The following is a 24,653-nucleotide window of genomic DNA, read 5'->3' on the forward strand; positions in this document are numbered from 1 at the left end:
CACGCATCGGGGGCAGCGGGAAAGGGTTGCTCCTGCAAATTTGCCTAAGGACAGGCAAGAAAAAACCCGCTCCGGAGCCGGAGCGGGTTCAAAGGTCTGCCGGTCTGATGAGGAGATTACTCCTCGCCAGAGGCTTCCTTGTGCTTGAGCATGCCGGAGACGATTTCCACGGTGCGGGAAAGCTCCTCGATGGCCTGCTCGATATCCCGGCGCTGTTCTTCCAGAACGGCGATCTGGTCGGAGAAGCGCGACAGGGCGACGCGCAACTGGGTGACCTGGCCATCGCGCAGATCATAAAGATCCAGCATGTCGCGGATCTCGGTCAGCGAGAAGCCGACGCGCTTGCCCATCAGAACCAGCTTCAGGCGGGCACGGTCCCGGCGGGTGTAGACCCGGTTCAGACCATCACGCTTGGGGTTGAGGAGGCCCTTGTCTTCATAGAAGCGCAAGGTGCGCAGGGTGCATTTGAATTCCTTGGCAAGGTCGCCAATCGTGAACTGGATCTTCTTCGTGCTTTCGTCGCGTGCTGCAACGACATCAACGAGTTCGTTCTCGTCCAGTATCGAAAGTGCTTCGCTCATTACGTCTTTCCTGTCCGGGCGGAGGGGCCGGAGGTCTTTATCTTCATGCAAAGCCGGTTCCTTTGGCGACGGGGTTACCCGTCGTTTTGCCAAGTCTCTTCCGGCGAATGTGGATAAGGCCGCGCGCGCTCCGGCGCGTGTCTTGATAATCACGTGTACCTTACGCGAAGGTCAAGGTCCAGCGTCAGCAACTCCAACAACGCAGTTTCGTTAACCGGGGATGTTGGCCGCGGGTGCGGATTTTTCCCGATAATCAGGTTGCCAAAGCGGCCGGTGTTGCATTTGGCAATGCCGATTAACGCCGTGTTTACCCTGTTCGGAGAAAGATTCCGTAAATGCTGCCCTGATTGTTTGTAGTGAGTTTTTCGTCGTGCAGCCCAAAACAGTTCATGAGCGGTCTCCGGATCGCAGGCCAGGGTTCAGAATATGCCGGCTTGGAAAACACGTGAGGCAGGACGCCTTCATCGCGATGGTCACATGAAGCGTGACGAGCGGTCCGGACAGTATTCCGACGACGCTTATGCGAGCGATCCAAGGCGCATGCAGGAAGAACCCGCCAGCCGTGTCGAGCGGCTGACGCGAACCGCCACCTCTCTCGGACGGACCCGTGTTCCCGCCGGCGGCCATGCTGTCGACGAAGGGGAAATGGAAGCCGTTGCCAGCGAGCTGGACCGGCTGTTGAGCGACCGGGCACCGCGTGGCGGCCGCAGAGCGCCCGCAAGGGCAGCCCGCCGCCAGCCAGAACCGGCTTGGCGCGATGAAGCGTCCTTCCGCGATACCTATGAGCAGGAAGACGACGTCTATGCCTATGAGGCTGAGGATGTCGGTCTGGACGACGAGTGGGATACGGTGGAAGCCGTTGCCCCGCGCCGCGCTTCACGCGAACAGGCAGCTCCCGCACAGGAGCCCCGCCGTCCGGCTCCCCGCGTTGCCCCGCGCCGTCCTGCAGAAGCCTATGCTGCGCCTGCCAGATACGACGAGGAACGGCCTTTCGCGGATGGTCCCTACGAGGACGAATCCCGCCGCGAGGAGGCAGCTTCCTACAGCGCAGCCCGCTATGAGGATGGCGAGACGGAACGTCCCTATTATGCCGAACGCGAGCCCTTCCGGTCGCGCCGCCCGCTGGCTGAACGGCCGCCCGCAGCGCCGGACATGTCGATCTACAAGGATCTGAGCCGCCGGATCGATGCCCTGCGCAAGCCGCAGGAAGAAGCTTACAAGATGGTGCGCGAGGAGCTCGGCTCACTCAAGGCCGCCATCGGCACCTATACGGCTGGAACCGATGAAAAGGTCGGGCAGCAGAACAGCGAGCTGCGCCGCCTTGCCGAAATGGTCTCCCGCCTGCGGGTTGAACGCACCGATGACACCTTTGCACGCGAAGTGCGCAAGGAAGTCGCCGAATTGAAGACCATGGTGGGGCGCACCAATGTGGACGGGGCCTTGAAAAGCCTCGAGCACGGCTATGCCCATATTCTCCAGCGTCTGGACGAACTGACCCGCGCAACCGTTGATCCGCGCATTCTGCACAGCGTGACCGAACGCCTGTCTGAGATCGAGGATGCGTTTGCCGCGCTGCCGCGCGGCGAGCAGATGTCCCTGCTTCAGGACCGCGTTGCCGATATTTCCGAACGGGTCGAGCACCTGCTGCGCCAGAACAGCCGGTCCGAGATCGAGCCGCTCCGCGCAGAGCTGCGTGACGTGCGCGCCTTTGTCGAAGACATTGACGTTTCCGGCCTGGTCGAAGCCATCGATGACCGCATGAAGGTTGTCTCAGGCCGTCTGGACGATATCGAAAAGCTTGCCCATCACCAGAAGGGTCTCGACAGCCGTCTTTCCGCAATGGAAGACCGTCTGCCTGATGCCGATGTGCTGAACCGTCTTCAGGGGCGTCTGGAAGACATTGTCGGCATGATGTCTGGCGACCGGAGCGGGCAGGGCGATCCGGCCCATCTCATCGGCGTTGACACCAAGCTTCAGGAAATCTCCAGCCGTCTCGACCGCATGGAAAAGGTCGTACCGGCTCCGTCATCGGAACCCGCTGCCTTCTCTGCCATCGAGCAACGCCTGGATGCGATCTCCGGCAAGATCGAAGCCATCGAGAAAAAGGCTGAGCGCACCACGGCGGCGCAGGTCCAGGCGCTCGCCGGCATGGCTGGCAAGAGCAGCAAGGTCCTGAGCGATCTGCAGTCCCGCATCGAGACGCTGACCACCGAGCTGGACCGTCCGCGCGAAAGCGTGACCACCAATGATATTGCCCGGCTGAGCCAGGAAATCAGCGACATGCGGGCGAAGCTTGAGGCCCGTCCGCAAACTTCCGCGCTTGAGCAGCGGATCAGCGAGCTGGCGGATGCGGTTGCCCGTGGCGGGGATGCAGGCGATGATCCGCGTCTTGAATATCTAGCCACCAAGGTTGCCAGCCTTGCCGAACAGATCGAAAGCGTCAGCCATCTGGATGATGACGTTTCCCGCTTCGGCGCTGTGCTTGCCCGGATCGAGGACGGCCTGAATTCCTCCCGTACCGATGCGGCTGAAATCGCCAAGGCGGCAGCGCGTGAGGCTGTTGCCGCACGGCCCGCGACCAAGTCGGCCCAGTATGACGATGCCATCGAGGGCCTGCAGTCGGATCTTCGCCGCCTTCTGGATGCGGCAGAAGGGGCCGATGAGCGGACCCGCAACACCTTCAAGGGCGTTCAGGACATTCTGTCTGCGCTGACCGACCGGCTGGATCATCTGGAACGCTCCGGTTCGCGTCCGCGCGCCGAAGCACCTGAAGTGCCATCTGCGCCGTCTCGCAAGCTGAGCCTGCGTCGGAAGGTCGAGAAGGAAGAAGACCGTCCGGTTGAGCGCGTGCGCGACCGGAAGGCAGATTTTATTGCCGCTGCCCGCCGCGCCGCTCAGGCCGCCTCCGAGGAAGCGGCCAGCATTGAAGCCCAGATGGGCCGCGAGCCGTCCAAGCCTCAGGCCGAGGATGCGCCGGGCAAGGCGCGGGCCGGATGGCTGCGCAAGGTTCTCAAGCGCTCCGACGAAACGGGCGAACCTGCTCAGAGCCCGTCCGAGGCGATCAAGGCCCGTGCCTTGGGCCGGGAAGATGTGCGCCGTGCTCCTGTTGTCGAAGTGCCGCGTGAGACCAAGGAACTGGACGAGCCGGATCATGCCGGTCTCGAAGAGGACGCCGCGCCCGCAGGCGGCGGCGGACGCAAGCGCGCTCTGCTCTTTGCTGCGGCTGCTGTCGTTCTGGCTCTCGGTACGCTGCAGGTGTTCCGCGCTGTGACCGGTGGGTCCGATACGGGTGCAGACCTTCTGGCCGAAGCGCCGATGGAACAGATGGAAGGCGCGCAGGATCTGGCAGAGGCGCAAGGGGAGCTGCCGGCCGTCCCGTCCGATACGGCTTCCGATCTGGCTAGCCTGTCGCCGGAAAGCGGATCTTCTGAAAGCCTGACCCCGGAAGTACCGGCGGCGCAGAGCCAGTTGCCGGCTCCGGCAGAGACCCCGATGGCCGCACCTTCCGCAGGCCCTGTGCCTGCGCCCATGGCCCAGAATCCGGCAGCCCTTGCTGATGCCGGCGCCGTTGCGCCTTCGGCAGGCACTGCAGAAAATCCTCAGGCTCCTCTGGCCTTCTCTTCACCCAGTGCCACTCCGGGCAGTTTCGGTACAGCGCCAGTGCAGCCTGGATCGTCCTTCAGCTCTGAAGATCCGGGCGTGCTGTCTGCAAGTCTTGAAGCGGCTCTGCCGCCGGAAGATGTTGGTCCGTTGGCCCTGCGCAAGGCTGCAGCAGGCGGCGATGCCGCAGCTGCCTTCATCATCGGCGTGAAATACACCGAGGGCGAAGGCATCACGGCTGATCTGGCAGAGGCTGCCAAGTGGTATCAGAAGGCTGCCGACAAGAACCTTGCTCCGGCCCAATACCGTCTGGCCAGCCTTTACGAAAAGGGCCGTGGCGTTGAGCAGGATATAGCCAAGGCAAAGGACTGGTACTCGCGCGCAGCGGAAGCCGGCAACGCCAAGGCGATGCACAATCTGGCGGTTCTCTATGCGGAAGGCTCGGACAGCGCTCCGGATTTCGCCAAAGCCGCGAAGTGGTTCGAGGAAGCCGCGAATTACGGCGTCAAGGACAGCCTGTTCAACCTCGGCATTCTCTATGCCCGCGGTCTGGGCGTCGAGAAGGACCTGATCGCGAGCTACAAGTGGTTTGCCATCGCCGCCGAACAGGGCGACCGGGACGCAGCCAAGAAGCGGGACGATGTGGCCAACATGATGGACGAGCCCACACTGGCGCTTGCCCGCAAGGCCGTCGAAACCTTCCAGCTCAAGACCCCGCAGGATGCGGCCAACAAGGTCGTTGCAGATCCGTCCTGGGTCGTTGGCGCGGCGTCTCCTGGAGCAGCCGTTGGCTTTGAAGGCATCCCCAATTACGAGGCAATGGTCCGCAAGGCCCAGGACGAGTTGAATCGTCTCGGCTTTGAAACGGGAACTCCGGACGGGCAGATGGGGCCGCGCACCCGCAGCGCCATCCGCGCCTTCCAGCGCAGTCTGGGCAAGCCGGAAACCGGTGAGGTTGATAACGACCTTATCAAGGAACTGGAAAGCCAATCCATCTAGAGTGAGACTTGCGGCCGGGGCCTCGCATCAAAACCTGCGGAGCCCCCCGTTTGTCATGGTTGACAGACCTTCCAAAGAGGGTCTTTAACCAGTAGTCGTTCAGAGGATCCCGGACCGGGCGCCCGCAAACTTCGGCCAGTTACAGTGCAACTTTACCTGCCCATCGCCGAGATACCGGTCAACATCTTTGTCATCTTCGGCATGGGAGGAGCTGTGGGCTTCCTCTCGGGGCTGTTTGGCATTGGTGGCGGTTTTCTACTGACCCCGCTCCTGATCTTCTCAGGCATTCCCCCTGCGGTTTCCGTGGCGACCGTCACGACCCAGGTCGTTGCCTCTTCCGCCTCGGCGGTTATCACCTACTGGCGCCGCAAGGCGATCGACTTCAAGCTCGCCTTCATGCTGCTGATCGGTGGTATCGCCGGATCCGCGCTTGGTGTTGTCCTCTTCGATGTGCTGCAGTCCCTCGGTCAGCTGGATCTGGTCATTTCCATTTCCTACGTGACTTTTCTGGGCACAATTGGCGGGTTGATGCTGGTGGAATCGCTCCGGGCGATCCGCCGCCGGCGCACGGGTCACGTTCCCTCGGCCCGGCGTCCCGGGCAGCACAACTGGATCCACGGCTTGCCGTTCAAGATGCGGTTCCGCCAATCCAAGCTCTATGTCAGCGTGATACCGATCCTGTTCCTCGGCAGCTCCATCGGCTTCCTGGGCACGGTTCTGGGCATAGGCGGCGGCTTCATGATGGTGCCCGCGCTGATCTATCTTCTGCGGGTGCCGACCGGCATCGTCATCGGCACGTCGCTGCTGCAGATCCTTTTCACCATGGCGGCGGCGACAATCCTGCATTCCATGTCGACCCAGACTGTCGATATCGTTCTGGCGCTGACGCTGATGATCGGCGGCGTGATCGGCGCACAGTTTGGCGCGCGCATGGGGCAGAACCTGCGCGGGGAGCATTTGCGCCTGCTGCTGGCGCTGCTCGTGCTGGGCGTCGGCCTTCGCTTCGCTATCGACCTGCTGCTGACACCTGAAAACGTCTATTCCATCGCGATCATGAAGGGGGCTGGCGCATGACCTCCTTCGCGAGCTGCCTGACATCCCCGCTGGCCGGGGCCATCGTCGCCCTTTCGCTGCTGGCGTCCTCGTCGATGACCATGGCACAGGTCAAGCTCGGGCAGACGACTCAGGCTGGGGGGCAGCAGGAAATCGCGACCCAGGATTTGGTCACGTCCATGTCGTCCGACATCGTCTCGATCCAGTCCAATTTCACAGGAACCGAGATCGTCATCTTCGGGCAGATCTCCGATGGTCTGAAGAAGAGCCATCCGGATTCTAAATACGATCTGGCGATCACCGTGGAAGGCCCCAGCCAGGACATCACCACCCGCCGCAAGGACCGCTTTCTGGGTGTCTGGATCAACCGTCACTACGAGACCTTCCAGAACGTGCCGTCCTTCTATGCTGCGGCCACGACCCGTAATGTCGGTGATCTGGCGCACCGGGATGTGCTGGATGACAATGCCATCGGCCTCTTCCACCTCAATCTGCCGGTCTCCGGCCATTCCGGGGTGCCGGTGAATGACCGGGATGATTTCCGCAAGGCCTTCCTGGAGCTGCGGCAGCAGGAGGGGCTCTATTCCGAGCGCCCCGGCGCCATCCAGTTCCTGACCAACACCATGTTCCGGACAACGGTTCCACTACCGGCCAACATTCCGGTCGGGGCCTACAAGGTGCGCAGTTTTCTGTTTGAAGATGGTTCACTTCTGGCCCGCCAGGAAGCGCAGCTTTATGTCGGCAAGGTCGGCTTCGAGCAGCTGACCTTCAACTTGTCCCGGAACTACCCGTTCTTCTACGGATTGCTGGCGGTTGTACTGGCGGTTCTGACCGGCTGGCTGGCAGGCGTCATCTTCCGCCGCGACTAAACGGTTCTTCCACTTTCACGAAGAAAATCATGCGCCCATTGAATGGGCGCATGGTCAATGCTGGGAAGAAGCTGGTTCAGTCGGCGATCAGGCGCGAGGCCGTGAAGGGATAAAGCCGGTTTTCGCCGAGGAGAAAGGCCGAGAAGCGGCGTCTCTCGAACAGGGTCTCATAGGCCTTGTCCATGACGTTCAGGCCGCCGGTCAGCGCGCCAAAGGCCGGCAGAACAAGCCGCGAGCCGTCGGTGACGAAACAGGGGCGGCGGAGCGACCGTCCAAAGCGGCGCACACGGCCTGCGGGATGCAGGTGTCCGCAAACCTCGCCATCGGCCGCATTGATGCCTTCAACGGGTTCGTGGCGGAACGTCAGGGCACCAAGGGTGATTTCGTCGACCGTTTCCCCGCACAGCCGCACAGGCGCGATCGGGTCATGATTTCCGGTGACCCAGATCCATTCCCGGTTCAGCTGCAAGGTGGTCAGCATGGCCCGGTATGCGGGGGGAAGACGGTCGGAGCCGCCCATGTCATGGAAACTGTCGCCGAGGGCAATGACTCGTGCCGGGTCAAAGGCGTCGATCACCGCAGCCAGCTTTTCCAGCGTTGCGGCGGTATCATAAGGCGGCAGCATCACGCCGCGCCGGGCGTAGGATGAGCCTTTTTCAAGGTGAAGATCAGCGACAACCAGGGTGGATTCTTCCGGCCACCAGAGAACGCCGCTGTCGTGCAAGCCGATGGTCTGGCCATTGATCTGAATGTCATGGCAGACCGGGACGACCATGAAGTCGCGCATATGGGACGGCAGCAAACTCATTTGCTCATCGCCTCGCTCACGAGGTCATCCGCAGCTTCACTCAAGATGCTTTCCATAGCCTCGCCGTAAATCGGTTCGCGCCCGATTTCCAAGAGAACCGGGACAGCCAGAGGGGATACGCGTTGCAAGGAAGTATGCGCGATTCGACCCCTGATGCGGGCAAGAAGTTCGCCCAGCCGTGAGATATCCAGAAGTCCTTCCGCGGCATCGTTCCAGGTCGCCTCCAGCAGGATGTGGCCGGGTTCATGACGCCGCAATACGTCATAAATGAGGTCGGAGGAAACAGTTATTTGGCGGCCCGATTTTTCCTGCCCCGGATGCCTGCGCTCGATCAGTCCGGCAATGACCGCGCAGTTGCGGAAGGTGCGCTTCAGCAGGCTGGAATCCGCCAGCCAGGCATCCAGGTCGTCGCCGAGAATGTCTTCCTCGAACAAGGTGTCCAGGCTCAGTTTGCCGCTGGAAAACAGGGTCTGCAGGTCACCAAGGCCCCAGACGGCCAGGGCATAGTCACTGGCCACAAAGCCCATCGGGCGCGCGCCCCATCTCTCAAGCCGCTTCGTCAGCAGCATGCCGAGGGTCTGATGGGCAAGGCGGCCCTCAAACGGATAGCAGACCATGTAATGGCGCCCTGCACGGGGAAAGGTTTCCACCAGCAGTCCATTGCGGTCCGGCAGACGAGATTTGTCCTGCTGAAGCTCCAGCCACTCGCGCACCTGAGAGGGCAGGCGCTGCCAGCTCTGCGGCGTGGACAGGATGCCGCGCACCCGGTCGGCAAGATAGGTGGAGAGGGGAAACTTGCCGCCTTGATAGGAGGGGATCATCGGCGTCTGGGCCTTGGACCTCGAAACCTGGGCCTCGTTTTCGCTCAAGCCTTCGAAACGCAGGATCTCGCCGCCGAAGATGAAGGTGTCGCCGGGAGCAAGTTGCTCGATAAACCATTCCTCGATCTGCCCCAGAACCCGCCCGCCGCGGCCGACCGGTGTCCGGCGGCCCTCCGCCCGTGAGCGCACCAGCCTGACCTTCAGCATGGGGGCTTCGACAATGGTGCCCACATTCAACCGGTATTGCTGGGCGATCTTGGGATTGGCAATGCGCCAGTGGCCGTTCTGGTCCAGCTTCAGCCGCGCGTATCGGTCGTAGGTCTTGAGCGCGTAGCCGCCGGTCGCGACGAAATCCAGCGCCCGGTCGAAACTCTCGCGGCTCAGATGCCGGTAGGTCTCGCAGGAGCGGATCTCATTGTAGGTCTCTTCCGCGTCGAGGGGCGCTGCGCAGGCGAGGCCGAGAAGGTGCTGGGTAAGCACGTCGAGCGCCCCCTTGCGCAGGGGAGGCGTATCCTGGTCCCCGTCTTCCGAGGCGGCGAGGGCGGCCTGGCATTCGAGAACCTCGAACCGGTTGGCCGGGACCAGGATGGCCTTGGACGGCTCGTCCATGCGGTGGTTGGCGCGGCCGATGCGCTGGGCAAGACGGCTGGCCCCCTTGGGCGCGCCGATGTTGATCACCAGATCGATGTCGCCCCAGTCGATGCCCATGTCCAGGGAGGATGTGGCGACCACCGCCCTGAGGACACCGGCTGCCATCGCGCCTTCCACCTTTCGCCGCTGGCCTGCGTCCAGGGAGCCGTGGTGCAGGGCAATCGGCAGCGTGTCCTCGTTGATCCGCCAGAGTTCCTGAAAGATGCTTTCGGCCTGGGAGCGGGTGTTCACGAACAGCAGCGTGACCTGGTGTCCCTTGATGAGCCGGTACATATCCTCCACCGCATAGCGGGCCGTGTGGCTCGCCCAGGGCAGGCGCTCGCCGGAGTCCAGAATGGAGATATCCGGCTTGGCCCCGCCCTTCACCTCCACCAGATCCGCCAGGGCGCGGTGCTCCGGATCCGGCTGGCCCACCAGATAGGCTTGCAGATCTTCCGGCTGGGCGACGGTCGCACTCAGACCAATGGTTCTGAGGTTCGGAGCAAGCCGGCGCAGACGGGCCAGGCCCAGAGCCAGAAGGTCACCGCGCTTGGAGGTAACCAGCGCATGCAGCTCGTCCAGAATGACCGTGCGCACGGACCTGAGCACCTGTTCCGATGCCGGATCGGACAGGAGCAGGGCGATCTGCTCCGGCGTGGTCAGGAGCATGTCCGGCGGGTTGACCTTCTGGCGTTGCCGCTTGTGGGTCGGCGTGTCGCCGGTACGGGTCTCGATCCGGATCTTGAGACCCATTTCCGCAACAGGCGCTTCAAGGTTCCGGGCAATATCGACCGCAAGCGCCTTCAACGGGGAGATATAGAGCGTGTGAACGCCCTTGCTGCCTGCGCTTCCGGGCTTTCTGCGGCCTGCTTCGCTATCGAGTTCGACCAGGCTCGGCAGAAAGCCGGCAAGGGTCTTGCCCGCGCCCGTCGGTGCGATCAGCAGTGTCGACTTTCCTTCCGCCAGCTTGCCGATGAGATCGAGCTGATGCTGCCGGGGTGACCAGCCGCGAGACTGGAACCAGGTCTGGAATCGGGGAGGAAGAAGGCCGGTTTGCATGACCTTCTATGTATGTCCGATCCGGCGGGAAGGCGAGGAGAACCATTGCTCGAGGCTGGCAAAGAACAATCACGGCAAACGGCTGTCTGGATTATTCCAACGGGAAACCTACACTCTCCTTATGTCCAATCTTCTGACCCAGACTCCGGAGGGGCTTTTCTGTCCTCAGATCAATGCGTATATCGATCCGGTTCGCCCGGTCGAGCGCGCTCTGATCACGCATGGTCATGCGGATCATGCAAGGGCGGGGCATGGAGCCGTACTGGCAACGCGGCAGACCCTCGACATCATGGCAATCCGCTATGGCGAGGCCTTTTGCGCCAGCGCTCAGTCGCTGGACTATGGCGAGAGGCTGCAGGTCTCCGGCGTGACCATCTCCCTGCATCCGGCAGGTCATGTGCTTGGGTCCGCGCAGATCCGCCTTGAGGGTAAAGGCGGGCGCACGGTCATTTCCGGGGACTACAAGCGCCGGGCCGACCCGACCTGCGCGCCCTTTGAACTTGTGCTCTGCGAGACGTTCATCACCGAGGCGACTTTCGGGTTGCCGGTGTTCCGGCATCCGCCTGCGGGCGAGGAGGTCCGCAAGCTTCTGGCTTCCCTCGGTCTCTTTCCCGAAAAGGTGCATCTTGTCGGAGCCTATTCACTCGGAAAGGCACAGAGGGTCATCGCCGAGCTTCGGGCAGCTGGCTATGAGCGGACGATCTATCTTCACGGAGCGCTGGAGCGGCTGACGCAGTATTACCAGTCACAGGGTATCGATCTGGGGATGGTCGAGCCTGTCGCAAGCCGCAGCAAGGAACTGGCGGGTGAGATTGTACTGTGTCCGCCCGGGCAGTTGACGGACCGCTGGAGCCGCCGTTTTGGCGACTGCGTCACGGCGGTTGCCTCTGGCTGGATGCGTGTCAGGGCGAGAGCCCGGCAGAGAGGTGCCGTTTTACCTCTCGTGGTTTCCGATCATGCTGACTGGGACGACCTGTGCCGGACCATCGGCGAAACCGGTGCCGAGCAGGTCTGGGTGACCCATGGTGCTGAAGAAGCCCTTGTATATTGGTGTGAAACCCATGGACGAAAGGCACGGCCGCTCAATATGATAGGCTACGGAGACGGGGAGGAGGCTGATGGCCCCGTTCACTTTGAAGCACAGGCGGGAGCGCAAAATCATGTCGGATGACCGGGACGCAGGACTGGACTTGACCCGCGATGACGAGATCTCCGGAGAGGTCAGTGATCAGGTCGAATCCGAAGAGGCAATTGCGGCGCTCTTTGAAGACTATCTGGCCGGCTTCAACGATTTTGATCCGGAGCAGATCTGCGACTGCTTTGCGTTGCCTGCCACCATCTGGCAGCACGACCGCGGCTATGTCTTTCATGATGAAGACGAGCTGATGGAAAACATCGAGGCGCTGCTCGAGGCCCTCGACAAGGAAGGCGTGAGCCTCTCAAGTTTCCAGGTTTCAGCCAGCCACATCAGCGGCATCACGGCCATGGTGAGCCTCGACTGGCAGCAGGAGAATGCGGACGGTGAAGCCGTATTCGAGTTCACTTGCCATTATCACATGATGTTTGACGGCGAGGCCTGGTCCATCGTCATGATCATCAATGAATAAGTCCTGGACCGCTTTCTGAAACTCTGCCTAGGACCTTGGACCAGGGCCTTAGACAAACACCCGTGCGAGAGTTGTGACGGCCATGGCCGTGGCAGCTCTTCGGGGGCCTGTCTGGTCGATCCCGGTCTCACCAGCGAGGCTGTCGGGAACAATCAGGGCGATCCGGTTCAGGTCGGATGCATCGAGATGATCCAGATCGGCAGATTTTGCGGCATCCTCGGCGGCAAAGCGGATCTTGTCGAACAAGGATACGAGGGCCTGCCAGACTTCCACGGGCGGGCCGTCCGCCGTGTTGCACCAGCGAGATATCTGCGCCTGATCGACGCTCAGAAATTGGGCCGCGCCTTCTTCGGTGAAACCGAATAGGTCTATGATCGCCTTGAAATTGCTCATGTTCCGTGTCCGAAGAGAACGCGTAAGCGCCGGATTTTGACATTATTGCACTGCAATATGGCGAAATGTCGAGGGTTTAACTCTTCTGAGGTTAAAAAGTTCCCCGGCTTAGTCCTTGCCTGTCGCGCGTATCGGCGTCGAAAAAGGCCGCAGCCTTTGGCGGACTGCGGCCTCTTGAGGGTCTGTTTCGGGCTGAGGCCTTAATCAGGCTGCGGTCAATTGCTTCAGGAATTCCTCGACGGAGCCGCGCAACTGACGGGTCTGGCGGCTGACCAGGTCGCTGGAGGTCTGAACCAGAACCGTCGCCTCGTTCACCTTCTCGGTGCTGGACTGCAGGCGGCCCATGTTTTCGGTCACTTCGCTGGTGCGCGATGCGGTGTTCTGGGAGTTGCTGGCAATTTCGCCCGTGGCAGCGCCCTGCTGTTCGATGGCCTCGTTGATCGAGCGGGTGTGCTCGTCAATCGTACGCATGGTGCGCGTGATGCCTTCGATCGCCTTCACGGCCGTGGCGGTAGACGACTGGATTGCGGAAATCTGCGTGCTGATTTCGTCGGTTGCCCGGGCGGTCTGGCTGGCCAGCTCCTTCACTTCCGCAGCCACAACGGCAAAGCCCTTGCCGGCTTCCCCGGCGCGGGCTGCCTCGATGGTGGCATTGAGGGCCAGGAGGTTGGTTTGTTCGGCAATAGCCTGAATGAGCGTGATGACTTCGCCAATGCGCTCTGCTGCAGTCGCAAGGCCTTCGATGTTTTCGTTGCTCGTTTCCGCCTGTTTGGTGCCTTCCGCGACCACCTTGGCGGTGGTCTCGATCTGGCGTCCGAGTTCCATGATCGACACGGACAGTTCTTCAGCGGCTGACGCGACGGTTTCGACACTGTGGGAGGCGAGTTCTGCGGAGGAAGCCGTGCCACTGACGGTCTCACTGGAGGAGACTGCCACATCTCCCAGAAGCTGCGTGGCGGAGGTCAGATCGCCGGATGCGGAATCCAGATCCGTCAGGAACCGGTCGGTGCGGGAGCGGAACTGCTGGGCAAGATCGGAGAGCAGCTTGCGGCGGTCTTCTTCGCTCGCCTGTTCGCGCTGCCGGATTTCTTCCGAAAGGCGCTGCTGTTCCATGACCGAAGCCTGGAACACACTGAGGGCCTGCTTCAGCTCGCCCATCTCATCGGAGGACTGCCATTGGGGGAGGGCATGGCTGGTGTTGCCATCGGCAAAGGCGCGGGCAGCTTCCGCCAGTTCTCCCGCCCGGCTCGCGACCCGCTTGCTCAGGAAGATCCAGCCAAGGATCGCCACCAGCATGCAGACACCGACGCCGATCAACTGAATGGTACCAGCCCATTCGATGCGTTTTTCCAGGTCGGACGCATATTGGTCCATGTCGTCGTGAATGACTTCTTCTGCTTCATCCGCGAGAGAGATCAGCGCCTCAAAGGAGGCATCAAATTTCACGTCTGCGTCAGAGCCAGCAATGTCCTTGCCGACATTGGTGTAGCGGGCACGGGCGACGTCGACGAACGTGTCGAGTTGCTTGAGCACTTCCGCCATCTTGGACCGGACTGTCTCGGATTCTGTCGGGTAGAACGTGCCCTCGTCATTCGTACCGCCATTGATCACTGCGTTGGCGTAGAAACGGGTATCTTCCAGAAGTCCCCAGACCTCATCGATACTTTCACCCGCATCGCCGGACATGATCTCTTCAAAGAGAAGGTGGGCGTGGGTTGCGGATAGTTTGATTTCCATGGCTGCATCGCCAAGGGGAGCCAGCTCTCTCCCGAGCGCGAGGCCATCCGAGCCAACCTGTTTCGCGGTCAGGTAGGTGATCATGCCGGACGCCATGACAGCAATCATGATGCCGGAGAACAGCGCCATAACCTTGGTTGAGATCTTCATGCCAGAGTCCTTCTGGGAATATTCTGTCTGGCACGTATTCTTACTGACTTGCCTTTACTCTTCGTTACCTTGGCGAAAGTGTCAGGATCTATCGTATTTAAATCAACTTCTGGATGTTTTATTTAGGAGGTTGAGAAATTTAGCCTTGCGCGAACATCCAGTTCAGGATCAGCCGCCAGTCAGTCATGCGGATCGGCGTGCCGTGGCTGCCGGTGTCAAACAGCGTGAACTTGACCGGGTATCCAGGTGCGCTTTCGCGGATTTTCTTGAAGAAGTTTGCCTGTTCTTCCCAGTTGTAAACCCTGTCGTCGCTGCCATGGCCCATGTAGATCGGCACGCGGCGGCTCAATACTGAGCGGGACAGGATTGCGGGGTCATTTGGCGAGCCCATGAGCATCACGCCGCTGAGCAGACTGGCGGATGTGTCCGATTTCAACAGGTTCCAGCAGATGATGCCCCCCATGGAGCCGCAGGAGACAACGACCTTCGCACCGGGAGACAGCTGCTTTTGATAGCGCACCAGGGCCGTGATGTCCTGGGTGCCCTTGCCGGTGAAGTCTGTAATGTCGGCAGACAGATAGGCGCCGCCATTGCGGACCATCAGGTTCTTGATGCGGTTGAAGTTGCCGCCAAAGCTGACGTCGTTCATGCCCTGAAAGCGGTTGCCGCCCTGGCCGTGAATATAGATGACCACGAATTTCGCGCCACCCTTCGCCTTGCCGACCCCCATGTAGCGGATCGCGCGGCCATTGGCTTGAAGCGTATAATCTTCCTGGCTGCTCTTGGGCTTGTAGGAGACGTAGTGGCCGAAGACTTCCTGCTCGTCGACCTTGTCCCGGTCGCGCAGGTCTCTCTGCTTGGAATAGTCGACGGCGACGAAATCGCCGTCAAAATGTGTGGCGGTAATCTTCGGGTAGCGGAACAGCTTGTCCTTGTACGGGGCCAGGGCCTCTGCCTGAGCATGGACCGCTCCGGTCAAGGCCAGTCCCAGACCAAGTATCGTTGCCCAAGCCGTTGCCCGAAACTGTCGCATGATGCTCCTTCCCACCGGTTGCCCTATCAAGGCTGATTTGCCCAAATCATAGACGCTTCGCCCCCTGCGCCGCAATGCAGGGACAGCAGATGCGAAACGAAGGGCGGGGACAGTTTCCTGCTCCGGCTCCTGTCAGAACTGCGTAAGAAAATTGCATTTTGCATTGGTGTTTTTCCTAGGTCCTTGAAGAAAAACGATCCTTCTGGGCGCAGTTAATGGATTGGTAACCATAATTTCCTGAGACTTGCTTTCCAAAGGTGAGGGCGCAGAAGGCGTCTTTCGGGTCAAGCCAGGAGAAATGAACATGCCGGTTATTTCCTTTGCCAATGCCAAGGGTGGAGCGGGCAAGACCACAGCAGCGCTTCTGCTTGCGACGGAAATTGCCGACCGGGGGAAGCGTGTGACGATCTTCGACGCCGATCCGCAGAAATGGATCTCTACTTGGGCAGATCTCCCCGGGCGGCCAAGAAATATCTCCGTGGTGAGCCAGATCACACCGGCGTCCCTGGCGGAGCAGATCATGGATGCGGCCGAGGACAGCGATTATGTGATCGTGGATCTTGAAGGCACTGAAAACCTGATCGTTGCCAATGCGCTGTCCGTGTCCGACCTCGTCGTGGTGCCGATCCAGGGCTCCAGCATGGATGCCCGGGGCGGCGCCAAGATCCTGACGCTGATCAAGAAGCTGGAGAAGGTGGTCAAGCATGACATCCGCCATTGCGTGGCCCTGACCCGCACCAACGCGGCCGTGACCACCCGGGCGCTGAAGGCCGTGCAGGAGTTCCTGGCGGTCAAGGGCATTGACGTGCTGATGACGCCGATCGTGGAGCGGGCTGCCTATCGCGATCTCTTCGAGTTTGGCGGTGGTCTTCGAGCCCAGGATCCGCGCCAGGTGACCAATCTGGACAAGGCCCAGGAAAACGCCGCGCTGTTTGCAGCTGAAATCCTGGAGCGGGTGCAGGTGCTGCCGACCCGGCGCTGGTATCACGTCTTCAAGCGGGCAGGTTGACCTTCAGCATGGGCATTTCATCGGGGCAGCTCATTTAGAGTGTGCCGACTAGGTGAATACCCGTTTGTCGCGATGTGTCTGATCGCGCTAAGCTCCCGATGATTCAGAGGGTGGGAAGGAATGAACTTTCCACCCTTGACCTATGGGGGTTCTGCAATGCTGTGCCGGTTTGTTCCACGCTCACTCGTGTTGGCCTTGGCTGCCTTGCCCCTTGCCGGCTGCTGGGAGGACGACGGGTCCACCGCTCTCGGCACCCTGGAGCGCGACCGTGTGGCGCTGACGGCAACGGCTGCGGAAGTGGTCATGGACCTGCCGGTGCCCCAGGGAACGAAGGTCACGAAGGGGACCATTCTGGTCAAGCTGGACGATACGGCCCAGCAGGCCATCGTCAATCAGGCCCGGGCAGAAGTCTCCAAGGCCAAGGCGGAGCTGACCAAGCTTCAAAATGGCGCGCGCGAGGAAGAAATCGCGGAAGCCAGGGCGACCGTGGCCGGTGCCAAGGCCTCCTTGCTGGAAGCGGACACCACGTACAAACGCACGCAGGATCTGACCGGCCGCGGCACCTCCAGTCAGGCACAGCTGGATACGGCCCAGGCCGCACGGGATTCCGCCGAAGCCAAGCTGCAGATTGCTCAGGAACAGCTGCGCCAGCTGGTCAATGGAGCGAGAGCTGAAGACCTCGACATTGCCAGGGCCGGATTGGAAGCTGCTGAAGCCATCCTTGCCAGCGCCGAAAAGACCCTGGACGATCTCACGATCCGCGCTTCCCGGGATGGCACCTTGAACAACCTGCCCTGGAACCTGGGTGAACGGGTGACCGTCGGCAGCCCTCTGGCGGTGCTGCTGGCAGGCGAAGCGCCCTATGCGCGGGTCTATGTGCCCGAGCCGCACCGGGTTGCCATCAAGGAAGGCGACAAGCTGCAAGTCCGCATCGATGGTCTGGACCAGACCATGGAAGGGACCGTGCGCTGGATTTCGTCCGAACCCTCTTTCACGCCTTACTATGCGCTCAACCAGTCCGACAGGGCGCGGCTGATGTATGTGGCGGAGGTGCAATTGCCCGACAGCGCCTCCAGCCTGCCGGATGGCGTGCCGGCCCAGGTTCTCCTCAAGTGAGTGCCGGCATGGGTGAAACAGTCATCACCGCGCGGGGGATGACCAAGTCCTTCAAGGGCTTCAAGGCGGTGGACGGGATGAACCTGACCATCGAACGGGGCATGATTTACGGTTTCCTCGGCCCCAATGGCTGCGGCAAGACGACGGCGATGCGGATGCTGACCGGCTTGCTGACGCCGAGCGCAGGCACTGTCGAGGTGCTCGGCATGAGCGTGCCCCGTGACGCCGAGGCCTTGAAGTATCACATCGGCTACATGACCCAGGCTTTCTCGCTCTATGGCGATCTGACGGTCATGGAAAACCTGAAGTTCATGGCGGAAATCTACGGGATTGAGCCATCCGCGCAAAAGGGGCGGATCGCCGAGTTGCTGGAACGCTATGAGCTGACGGAGCTGTCCGACCGCTTTGCGGGCAAGATGAGTGGCGGTCAGCGCCAGCGCCTTGCCCTTGCCGCCGCCGTCCTGCATGAGCCGCAGCTTCTGTTCCTGGATGAGCCGACCTCTGCGGTCGATCCTGAATCGCGCCGCCATTTCTGGGAGCAGCTCTTCGATCTGTGCGATGCCGGCACCAGCATTGTCGTCAGCACCCATTTCATGGACGAAGCCGAACGCTGCCACCGGATTGCGATCATGGAAGCGGGGCAAGTGCGGGCCGATGGCCGGCCGCAGGATCTGATGAACGCCATGGGCGCCAGCGTTGTCGAGCTGGAAGGCCCGACCCTGCGCGAAATCAGGCGGAAGCTTCTGACGGTCGAGGGCATCGTGTCTGCCGCCCAGCTTGGAGCGCGGCTGCGTGTGCTTGTCAGCAAATCCATTTCCGATCCTGTCGCCTTTCTGACCGGCAGGGCGGAGACCGCAGGGGCAACCTTGATCGAACAGGTCCGGCCGAATCTGGAAGACGTCTTTGTCACTTCCACAGGGGAGGGGCGGCAATGAGTGCACCAAAACGGCCAACCGGCCTTTCTCCCCGCCGTTCCGCGCGCCGCATCTGGGCGATCTTCTCGAAAGAACTGGCGCAGCTCAGGCGGGACCGGATGACCTTCGGCATGGTCATCATGATCCCTCTGATCCAGCTCATCCTGTTCGGATATGCGATCAACACCAATGTGCGGGACATTCCCGTGGCCGTGGTCGACCAGAGCCAGACCGGCATCAGCCGGACGCTGATCCAGATCGTCCAGGCCACACAGGTGGTCAAGGTCACAGAACGCCTGCCGACGCCGGAAGCTGCCGAAGAGGCGATCAAGGCCGCCCGGGTGCGCGCCGCGCTGATCATTCCGGCGGATGTGGATGGACGCCTTGCCCGCTCTTCCAGCATTGGTCTCGGCACACCGGCTTCCACCGACGAGGAAACCAGCCGGCCTGTCGCGCAGTGGATCGTGGACGGGTCTGACACCATGATTGCCTCGGCGATCAAGAGCCTGCGGGCGATGCCTCTGACCGAAGTCTTCCGGAAGGCTCCCAACCGTTCGACGCCGACTTTCGAAGTCTCGCTGTTCTACAATCCGGAGCAGCGCACCGCCGTCAACATCGTGCCGGGTCTTGTCGGTATGATCCTGACCATGACCATGATCATGTTCACCTCCGCCGCCATCGTGCGGGAGAGGGAGCGGGGCAACATGGAAATGCTGATCAACACGCCGGTCAAATCGATGGAGCTGATGATCGGCAAGATCATTCCCTACATCTTCATCGGCCTGATCCAGACGGCGATCATTCTTGGTCTGGGCAACGTGCTGTTCAACGTGCCCATGGGCGCTCGGATGCTGGATCTGTTTGTCGGTACGCTGCTGTTCATCGGCTCCAGCCTGTCTCTGGGGCTGGTTCTGTCGACCCTTGCCCAGAGCCAGCTTCAGGCCACGCAGATGACCATCTTCGTGCTCCTGCCCTCAATCCTGCTGTCGGGCTTTGCCTTTCCCTATGAGGGCATGCCGGTGATCGCCCAATATATCGCTGAGGTTCTGCCTGCGACCCATTTCATGCGGATGATCCGTGGCTTCGTGCTCCGGGACGCCGGACTTGCCGAATTGCACAAGGATGCGCTTTGGCTGGCGGGTTTTCTGGTCATCGGGCTGACGCTGGCGGCCCTGAGGTTCAAGAAACGGCTGGATTGACCGGCCTGTTGGGCGGGATACCACTGTTTGGAGGATCTGGCTCGATTTCTTGAAGATTGGAGCTGAATCAGCCATCGTCGGGGCATGAAGCGCGATCTTGATCAAACCGACCGGCGGATATTGGCCGAACTGCAACGCAACGGACGCCTGACCCATCAGGAGCTGAGCGAACGGGTGGGGCTTTCCCCGACCCCCTGTGCCCGGCGGGTCCACAATCTGGAAACGGCCGGGTTCATCGATGGCTATTCGGCCCGTATCGATGAAGAGAAGATGGGGTTCGGCCTGACGGCTTTCCTGTCGGTCAAACTGGATCAGCAGATCGATGACCGGCTGGTGAGTTTCGAAAAGGCGCTGGCTGCCTGTCCCGAGGTGGTGGATTGCTGGCTAATGACGGGAACGCGGGACTATCTCTTGCGCGTTGCCGTTTCCAGCATGGAAGAATTCGAGCGCTTCCTGACTGGCCGCCTCACCAAGGTCCCCGGTGTCGCCTCCATCGAATCCTCCCTCGCCATCCGCCGCGTGAAAGGCCAGATGTCGCGGCTGGGTTAGGTGGAGAACACCTCTCCGTCGTCCTGCCATGGCTTGACCATGGCATCCATTCCGTGACCTCGCCTCAAGGAAAGGCCGTGCTTTCAGGAGGGGGAACGGCATGGATTCCGGGTCAAGCCCGGAATGACGGCGGGAGGAGAGGCTGGGTTCTCTATCCAGCCCCTTAGAGCGAAGTTGACGCGGGCAGGGAAGAGGGAACGCGGCCTTTCCCTCCTCAGGCAAAGGCCTTCTTGCCGCTGGTCAGCTGGCTGATGGAGGCGGCGAGGGCGGTGCGGTCGATGCGGAAGTGGCGGTAAAGGTCGCCGATGGTTCCGGTCTGGCCGAAATGCTCCACCCCGTGCGGAATGGTCTTGTGGCCAGCGACAGCGCCGAGCCAGGACAGGGTCGCCGGGTGCCCGTCGATGACGGTCACGAGGGCGCAATGGCTGGGCAGCGGGTCGAGCAGCGTCTCCACATGGCTCTTGGCATTCGGGTTGCCACGGGCGCGTTCCCGCTGGGCGGCCGTCCAGCCTGCGTTGAGCCGGTCGGCTGAGGTGACAGCCAGAACGCCGATGTCCCGACGGGTTTCGCCGATCATGCCGGCGGCCGCGATGGCTTCGTCCGCCACAGCCCCCTGATAGGCGATCACGACGGAGCAGTTCGGGCCGGGCTTGCGCAGCCAGTAGGCCCCGTCGACCGCACCCTGGCGGAAGGCATCGTCGCTGCGGCTGATGGGTTGTTCCATCGGCTTGGTGGTCAGGCGCAGATAGACGGAGCCGCCGGTATCATCGCGCAACCATGTGCGCTCGTCCGGATCGCCCTCGCCATCGCGCTGCATGTAGTCAAAGGCCCATTCCATGATCACCGCCAGCTCATCGGCAAAGGCGGGTTCAAAGGCGGCAATGCCGTCCTGGCTCATGCCGATCAGCGGCGTGCCGATGGATTGGTGAGCGCCACCTTCGGGAGCAAGCGTCACGCCCGACGGCGTTCCGGCGATGATGAAGCGGGCGTTCTGGTAACAGGCATAGTTGAGCGCATCGAGGCCGCGGCAGACGAAGGGGTCATAAACCGTGCCGATGGGAATGACACGCTTGCCCCAGACGCTGTGGGAGAGGCCCGCAGCGCCCAGAAGCAGGAACAAGTTCATTTCCGCGATACCCAGCTCGATATGCTGGCCTTCGGGCGCGAAGTTCCACTTGGCGGTGGAGGGAATGCGGTGCTCGATGAACGCATCCTTGAGTTCGTTGCGGGCAAAAAGCTTGCGCCGGTTAACCCAGGGACCAAGGCTGGTAGTGCCCGTCACATCCGGTGAGGTAGTCATGATGCGGGAGGCTAGGTCGCTGCCGCCCTTGGCGAGATCATCGAGGATCTTGCCGAAGGCGGTTTGCGTGGAAATTTCCCGCTCGGTGTCGATGGCAATCGCCGGCACGCTCAGGCGGTCATCCGAAAAGCGCCTCGGGCCATTTTCAAAGAAGGGAACGGTCTTCAGGAAGGACTGGAGACCGGAGACGTCCTTTACCGTGGCAAAGGGCTCCCATTCCTGACCTTCCGGAACACCCATGTGCTTCTGCCAGTCAGCCATCTGGGTCTTGGTCATCAGGCCGCCGTGGTTGTCCTTGTGACCGGCAATTGGCGTGCCCCAGCCCTTGATCGTATAGGCCAGGAAGCAGACAGGCCGGTCATGGGCGATGCCTGCAAAGACATCGGCCATGGTCTCGACGCAGTTGCCGCCAAGGTTCTCCATCAGGGCGGCCAGCTCCGCATCCGAACGGCCTTCGATGAGGGCGGTCACGTCCCCCTGATCGCCCAGGTCGTCCATCAGCCGCTTGCGCCAGACAGCGCCGCCCATATAGGTCAGCGCGGAGTATTCCGCATTCGGACAGTCATCGATCCACGCGCGCAGCTTGCCGCCGCCCGGTTCCTTGAAGGCGGCCTGCTGCAGCACCCCATACTTGACCTTGACGACATCCCAGCCGAAGGCCTCAAAGATCTTCTCGACCCGGCCGAACAGGCCTTCGCGGACGATGCCGTCCAGGGACTGGCGATTATAGTCGACGATCCACCAGGTGTTGCGCAGGTCGTTCTTCCAACCCTCCTGCAGCACTTCGTAGATGTTGCCTTCGTCCAGTTCCGCGTCGCCTGCCAGAGCGACCATGCGCCCGAACGGGGCGTCCTTGCCCCAGGTCTTGGCGGTGATGAAATCCTGTACCATGGAGGCCATTGCAGTAATGCCGACGCCCAGGCCGACCGAGCCGGTGGAGAAGTCGACGTCGTCAATGTCCTTGGTGCGGCTCGGGTAACTCTGCACCCCGCCGAAGCCGCGGAAATTCTCCATCTTCTCGCGGGTCTGGTTGCCCATGAGATAGTGCATGGCGTGGAAGATGGGGGACGCATGCGGCTTGACTGCGACCCTGTCTTCCGGCTTCAGGGCGGAGAAATAGAGGGCCGTCATGATCGAGACCATGGAGGCAGAAGAGGCCTGGTGCCCGCCCACCTTGATGCCATCCGTCTTGGGGCGCAGGTGATTGGCGTTGTGGATCATCCAGTGCGAGAGCCAAAGCAGGCGCTGCTCGATGGTCTTCAGATGGGCATTGCTCATGGGTCTTCCTCCAGCGTTCCGTGGAGAGTAGCTGGCTATATTAGCCGGTTCTGAGCAAATATGGCTGGTCTGTACGTCGAATTTGCAGGATTCCACCATTCGAAGAAGAATTTATGGTGGAATGCGCTAGAGAACACGTCCCGGATGAAGCTTCATGTGTGCCGCCTTGACCCTGCGTCGCATTTAGCTTCAAAACCGGGCACGCAGGGCAGGGGAGGCAGCAAGAGCCGTGCGTTCTGCTGGCACTTCTCTTTCCTCGAAGCTTGCGAGGAATTCGAAGAGGTCGTCGCGAAGGCACTGAGCCGTTGAGAGGGACTGCCAGATGGGGCCGAGAGAGGTCTGGATCTGTTCAAGATTGTCCTGGGTCAACCCTTCGACAAGCACCACCAGATTGACGATATCGCCGCCTGACTGCTGCTCTTGTGCAAAGACCTCATAGGCTTGATTGGGCTCTCCGTCTCCAATCGTGTAGCCCAGAATTCTGCCGCTCATGCGCTGGGCCTCGAGGCTTTGTTCAAGCCGGGCTGAGATGGCATCTACCTGCATCCTGCCGACCGTGTAGGCCTGGATCAGGGCATGCCGTCCCATGCCCCGGCCGGCGGATTTGAGAGGCTGCGCCGGAATGCGCAGCACATGGGAGAAGTGTTCGCGCATGCGGGCGGACCAGTCCGTCGGGTTCTTCACCAGATCGAAATAGACCGGGTTGTCGATCGCCTGGAAACTGCCGAGTTCATAAAGCGTGAAATAGTGATTTCGCCCGTCTCGCGGGCTGGAGCGGTAGCGCCGCGCCGACAGGATACCCGGTGTCGTCAGCCGCTCCGGCACATGTTCGAACGTATGCCAGGTTTCATATTCCTCCTCGAGGGAGACCGGATAATCGTTCCAAAGGGCAAGGAAGGCGGTTTTCATCTGTCGTCCCCGATCTTCAGCACGACCTTGGAGGCGATGCGCTGCTTTGACAGGGCGAACCCGTCCATGGCCTCTGCGAGCGGCAGGTGATGAGAGATCAGTCCGCCCATCAGTCCCTGGTTCTGATCGAGAAAATCGATGATTTCGTCCCAGGTTCGGGCAGGTGCGCGATAGGAGCCACGGATCTGCTGGTGCATGCGCACCAGACGGGTGAGGTCCACCTCGGCGGGGCGCGGATGAATGCCGACAACAGCGAGAATGCCGCGCTTCTTCAGGACCTGCAGACAGGGATTGATCAGGGCAGGAACACCAGCTGCTTCAATCACCGCGTCGAAGGCGCCATGCTCGGCCAAGGCCTCTCCCATGGGGGTGTCGGCTGTATCAATGAGATGCTCGAAGCCGGCCGCCCGCAGAGCGGACAGGCGCGGGCCATCCTGGCGGCCAAGGACCACGACCTCTGCTCCCTTGGCCCGGGCGAGGATCGCGATACCCTGTCCGATGAAGCCCGGCCCCACCACGAGAACCTTCTGGCCCGCACTGACCTCTGCCGTGGCAACAGCTTCCGCACAGACGGTCATCGGTTCTGTCAGGGCTGCAATGGCAAGGTCGAGACTGTCCGGCAGGACATGGCAGTTCTTTGCGGGCACGCAGACGAATTCGGCAAAGGCACCGTTCCGGCCAATGCCGACGCCTTTGCGTCCCGTGCAATTGTCCTCGTCTCCCGAAAGGCAGAAGCGGCATTGCCCGCAGGTGGTGGAGGGGCGTGCCGTTATCTGCTTGCCCACAAGTGCCGGATCCACACCGGGGCCGGTAGTCATGACCGTTCCGGAGAACTCATGCCCGAGGGTGACGGGCATGGCCTTTTCCATGGATTCATATCCAGGCGTCCATTCGGCAATGTGAATGTCCGTGCCGCAAATCGCCGCGGAATGAACCTTCACCAGAACCTCACCGGCCTCTGGAACCGGTTCTGCGCACGAGCGGAATTCCAGCCCGGCGGCGGGCCGGACTTTTTGCAATGCCTGCATGGTGATGGTCT

Annotated in this window: 19 protein-coding genes; 10 read left to right on the forward strand and 9 right to left on the reverse strand. The window is 61.4% G+C overall.

Going from position 1 to position 24,653, the window contains the following annotated elements; translation table 11 throughout:
• Window positions 1-116: 116 nt before the first annotated feature.
• The gene (locus tag BUA94_RS04085; protein WP_073009137.1) at window positions 117-581 is read right to left on the reverse strand and encodes a MerR family transcriptional regulator; all 465 of its coding nucleotides are present in this window, start codon (window positions 579-581) and stop codon (window positions 117-119) included.
• Window positions 582-1,058: 477 nt separating this feature from the next.
• On the opposite strand from BUA94_RS04085, the gene BUA94_RS04090 reads away from it, so the two are divergent.
• The 3 genes from BUA94_RS04090 to BUA94_RS04100 all read left to right on the forward strand — a co-directional run bounded on the left by BUA94_RS04090 (window position 1,059) and on the right by BUA94_RS04100 (window position 7,102).
• On the forward strand, window positions 1,059-5,180 hold the full coding sequence (locus BUA94_RS04090; RefSeq protein ID WP_208979958.1) for a peptidoglycan-binding protein: 4,122 nt from the start codon (window positions 1,059-1,061) through the stop codon (window positions 5,178-5,180).
• 144 nt (window positions 5,181-5,324) lie between these two features.
• Entirely contained in the window at window positions 5,325-6,254 is a 930-nt protein-coding gene (locus tag BUA94_RS04095) for a sulfite exporter TauE/SafE family protein (RefSeq protein ID WP_073009142.1), read from the forward strand.
• A complete protein-coding gene (locus BUA94_RS04100; RefSeq protein WP_208979959.1) occupies window positions 6,251-7,102 on the forward strand; it encodes a TIGR02186 family protein in 852 nt (283 codons plus the stop codon). The genes BUA94_RS04095 and BUA94_RS04100 overlap by 4 nt, the downstream gene beginning before the upstream one ends.
• 76 nt (window positions 7,103-7,178) lie before the next feature.
• On the opposite strand, the gene pdeM is transcribed toward BUA94_RS04100, so the two are convergent.
• Together pdeM and BUA94_RS04110 are read right to left on the reverse strand one after the other, a co-directional pair.
• A complete protein-coding gene (gene pdeM / locus BUA94_RS04105; RefSeq protein WP_073009146.1) occupies window positions 7,179-7,910 on the reverse strand; it encodes a ligase-associated DNA damage response endonuclease PdeM in 732 nt (243 codons plus the stop codon).
• A complete protein-coding gene (locus BUA94_RS04110; RefSeq protein ID WP_073009148.1) occupies window positions 7,907-10,420 on the reverse strand; it encodes a ligase-associated DNA damage response DEXH box helicase in 2,514 nt (837 codons plus the stop codon). Before BUA94_RS04110 ends, pdeM begins: the two co-directional genes overlap by 4 nt.
• Window positions 10,421-10,541: 121 nt before the next feature.
• Between BUA94_RS04110 and BUA94_RS04115 the strand changes: the two genes are divergently transcribed.
• Window positions 10,542-11,591 (forward strand): ligase-associated DNA damage response exonuclease, encoded by a 1,050-nt coding sequence (locus tag BUA94_RS04115; RefSeq protein ID WP_073010864.1) that lies wholly within the window; start codon window positions 10,542-10,544, stop codon window positions 11,589-11,591.
• Entirely contained in the window at window positions 11,581-12,027 is a 447-nt protein-coding gene (locus tag BUA94_RS04120; RefSeq protein ID WP_073009150.1) for a nuclear transport factor 2 family protein, read from the forward strand. Before BUA94_RS04115 ends, BUA94_RS04120 begins: the two co-directional genes overlap by 11 nt.
• Window positions 12,028-12,075: 48 nt before the next feature.
• Here BUA94_RS04120 and BUA94_RS04125 read toward each other — a convergent pair whose 3' ends face one another.
• From BUA94_RS04125 to BUA94_RS04135, 3 genes are all read right to left on the reverse strand, one after another.
• Window positions 12,076-12,420 carry a hypothetical protein gene (locus BUA94_RS04125; protein WP_073009152.1) on the reverse strand — a complete coding sequence of 115 codons (345 nt, stop codon included), beginning with the start codon at window positions 12,418-12,420 and terminating at the stop codon, window positions 12,076-12,078.
• Between the two features lie 204 nt (window positions 12,421-12,624).
• The gene (locus BUA94_RS04130) at window positions 12,625-14,307 is read right to left on the reverse strand and encodes a methyl-accepting chemotaxis protein (protein ID WP_073009154.1); all 1,683 of its coding nucleotides are present in this window, start codon (window positions 14,305-14,307) and stop codon (window positions 12,625-12,627) included.
• A gap of 139 nt (window positions 14,308-14,446) precedes the next feature.
• Complete coding sequence (locus BUA94_RS04135) at window positions 14,447-15,340, reverse strand: alpha/beta hydrolase (RefSeq protein WP_073009156.1); 894 nt, start codon at window positions 15,338-15,340, stop codon at window positions 14,447-14,449.
• A gap of 304 nt (window positions 15,341-15,644) precedes the next feature.
• Between BUA94_RS04135 and BUA94_RS04140 the strand changes: the two genes are divergently transcribed.
• The 5 genes from BUA94_RS04140 (at window position 15,645) to BUA94_RS04160 (ending at window position 20,127) form a co-directional block, all read left to right on the forward strand.
• Window positions 15,645-16,349: a ParA family protein gene (locus BUA94_RS04140; protein ID WP_073010866.1), complete on the forward strand. Its 705-nt coding sequence runs from the start codon at window positions 15,645-15,647 to the stop codon at window positions 16,347-16,349.
• A 120-nt stretch (window positions 16,350-16,469) separates the two neighbouring features.
• A complete protein-coding gene (locus BUA94_RS04145) occupies window positions 16,470-17,465 on the forward strand; it encodes an HlyD family secretion protein (protein WP_208979960.1) in 996 nt (331 codons plus the stop codon).
• A gap of 8 nt (window positions 17,466-17,473) precedes the next feature.
• Window positions 17,474-18,400, forward strand: a complete 927-nt coding sequence (locus BUA94_RS04150; protein ID WP_073010870.1) for an ABC transporter ATP-binding protein — start codon at window positions 17,474-17,476, stop codon at window positions 18,398-18,400.
• A complete protein-coding gene (locus BUA94_RS04155; RefSeq protein WP_073009158.1) occupies window positions 18,397-19,578 on the forward strand; it encodes an ABC transporter permease in 1,182 nt (393 codons plus the stop codon). The genes BUA94_RS04150 and BUA94_RS04155 overlap by 4 nt, the downstream gene beginning before the upstream one ends.
• Window positions 19,579-19,662: 84 nt before the next feature.
• Window positions 19,663-20,127 (forward strand): Lrp/AsnC family transcriptional regulator, encoded by a 465-nt coding sequence (locus BUA94_RS04160; protein ID WP_073009160.1) that lies wholly within the window; start codon window positions 19,663-19,665, stop codon window positions 20,125-20,127.
• Window positions 20,128-20,341: 214 nt separating this feature from the next.
• On the opposite strand, the gene BUA94_RS04165 is transcribed toward BUA94_RS04160, so the two are convergent.
• From BUA94_RS04165 to BUA94_RS04175, 3 genes are all read right to left on the reverse strand, one after another.
• The gene (locus BUA94_RS04165) at window positions 20,342-22,705 is read right to left on the reverse strand and encodes a transketolase (protein ID WP_073009162.1); all 2,364 of its coding nucleotides are present in this window, start codon (window positions 22,703-22,705) and stop codon (window positions 20,342-20,344) included.
• 189 nt (window positions 22,706-22,894) lie between these two features.
• Window positions 22,895-23,614 carry a DUF4286 family protein gene (locus tag BUA94_RS04170; RefSeq protein WP_073009164.1) on the reverse strand — a complete coding sequence of 240 codons (720 nt, stop codon included), beginning with the start codon at window positions 23,612-23,614 and terminating at the stop codon, window positions 22,895-22,897.
• Entirely contained in the window at window positions 23,611-24,642 is a 1,032-nt protein-coding gene (locus BUA94_RS04175; protein ID WP_073009165.1) for a zinc-dependent alcohol dehydrogenase, read from the reverse strand. The genes BUA94_RS04170 and BUA94_RS04175 overlap by 4 nt, the downstream gene beginning before the upstream one ends.
• Window positions 24,643-24,653: the final 11 nt, after the last annotated feature.

This window comes from Roseibium suaedae (assembly GCF_900142725.1).
Lineage (GTDB): Bacteria > Pseudomonadota > Alphaproteobacteria > Rhizobiales > Stappiaceae > Roseibium > Roseibium suaedae.

Excerpts from the sequence above, each read along its gene's own strand:
- BUA94_RS04085 (WP_073009137.1), bottom strand. The coding sequence starts at position 581 with ATGAGCGAAGCACTTTCGATACTGGACGAGAACGAACTCGTTGATGTC.
- BUA94_RS04090 (WP_208979958.1), top strand. The coding sequence starts at position 1,059 with ATGAAGCGTGACGAGCGGTCCGGACAGTATTCCGACGACGCTTATGCG.
- BUA94_RS04100 (WP_208979959.1), top strand. The coding sequence starts at position 6,251 with ATGACCTCCTTCGCGAGCTGCCTGACATCCCCGCTGGCCGGGGCCATC.
- pdeM (WP_073009146.1), bottom strand. The coding sequence starts at position 7,910 with ATGAGTTTGCTGCCGTCCCATATGCGCGACTTCATGGTCGTCCCGGTC.
- BUA94_RS04110 (WP_073009148.1), bottom strand. The coding sequence starts at position 10,420 with ATGCAAACCGGCCTTCTTCCTCCCCGATTCCAGACCTGGTTCCAGTCT.
- BUA94_RS04115 (WP_073010864.1), top strand. The coding sequence starts at position 10,542 with ATGTCCAATCTTCTGACCCAGACTCCGGAGGGGCTTTTCTGTCCTCAG.
- BUA94_RS04120 (WP_073009150.1), top strand. The coding sequence starts at position 11,581 with ATGTCGGATGACCGGGACGCAGGACTGGACTTGACCCGCGATGACGAG.
- BUA94_RS04125 (WP_073009152.1), bottom strand. The coding sequence starts at position 12,420 with ATGAGCAATTTCAAGGCGATCATAGACCTATTCGGTTTCACCGAAGAA.
- BUA94_RS04130 (WP_073009154.1), bottom strand. The coding sequence starts at position 14,307 with ATGAAGATCTCAACCAAGGTTATGGCGCTGTTCTCCGGCATCATGATT.
- BUA94_RS04135 (WP_073009156.1), bottom strand. The coding sequence starts at position 15,340 with ATGCGACAGTTTCGGGCAACGGCTTGGGCAACGATACTTGGTCTGGGA.
- BUA94_RS04140 (WP_073010866.1), top strand. The coding sequence starts at position 15,645 with ATGCCGGTTATTTCCTTTGCCAATGCCAAGGGTGGAGCGGGCAAGACC.
- BUA94_RS04145 (WP_208979960.1), top strand. The coding sequence starts at position 16,470 with ATGAACTTTCCACCCTTGACCTATGGGGGTTCTGCAATGCTGTGCCGG.
- BUA94_RS04150 (WP_073010870.1), top strand. The coding sequence starts at position 17,474 with ATGGGTGAAACAGTCATCACCGCGCGGGGGATGACCAAGTCCTTCAAG.
- BUA94_RS04155 (WP_073009158.1), top strand. The coding sequence starts at position 18,397 with ATGAGTGCACCAAAACGGCCAACCGGCCTTTCTCCCCGCCGTTCCGCG.
- BUA94_RS04160 (WP_073009160.1), top strand. The coding sequence starts at position 19,663 with ATGAAGCGCGATCTTGATCAAACCGACCGGCGGATATTGGCCGAACTG.
- BUA94_RS04165 (WP_073009162.1), bottom strand. The coding sequence starts at position 22,705 with ATGAGCAATGCCCATCTGAAGACCATCGAGCAGCGCCTGCTTTGGCTC.
- BUA94_RS04170 (WP_073009164.1), bottom strand. The coding sequence starts at position 23,614 with ATGAAAACCGCCTTCCTTGCCCTTTGGAACGATTATCCGGTCTCCCTC.
- BUA94_RS04175 (WP_073009165.1), bottom strand. The coding sequence starts at position 24,642 with ATGCAGGCATTGCAAAAAGTCCGGCCCGCCGCCGGGCTGGAATTCCGC.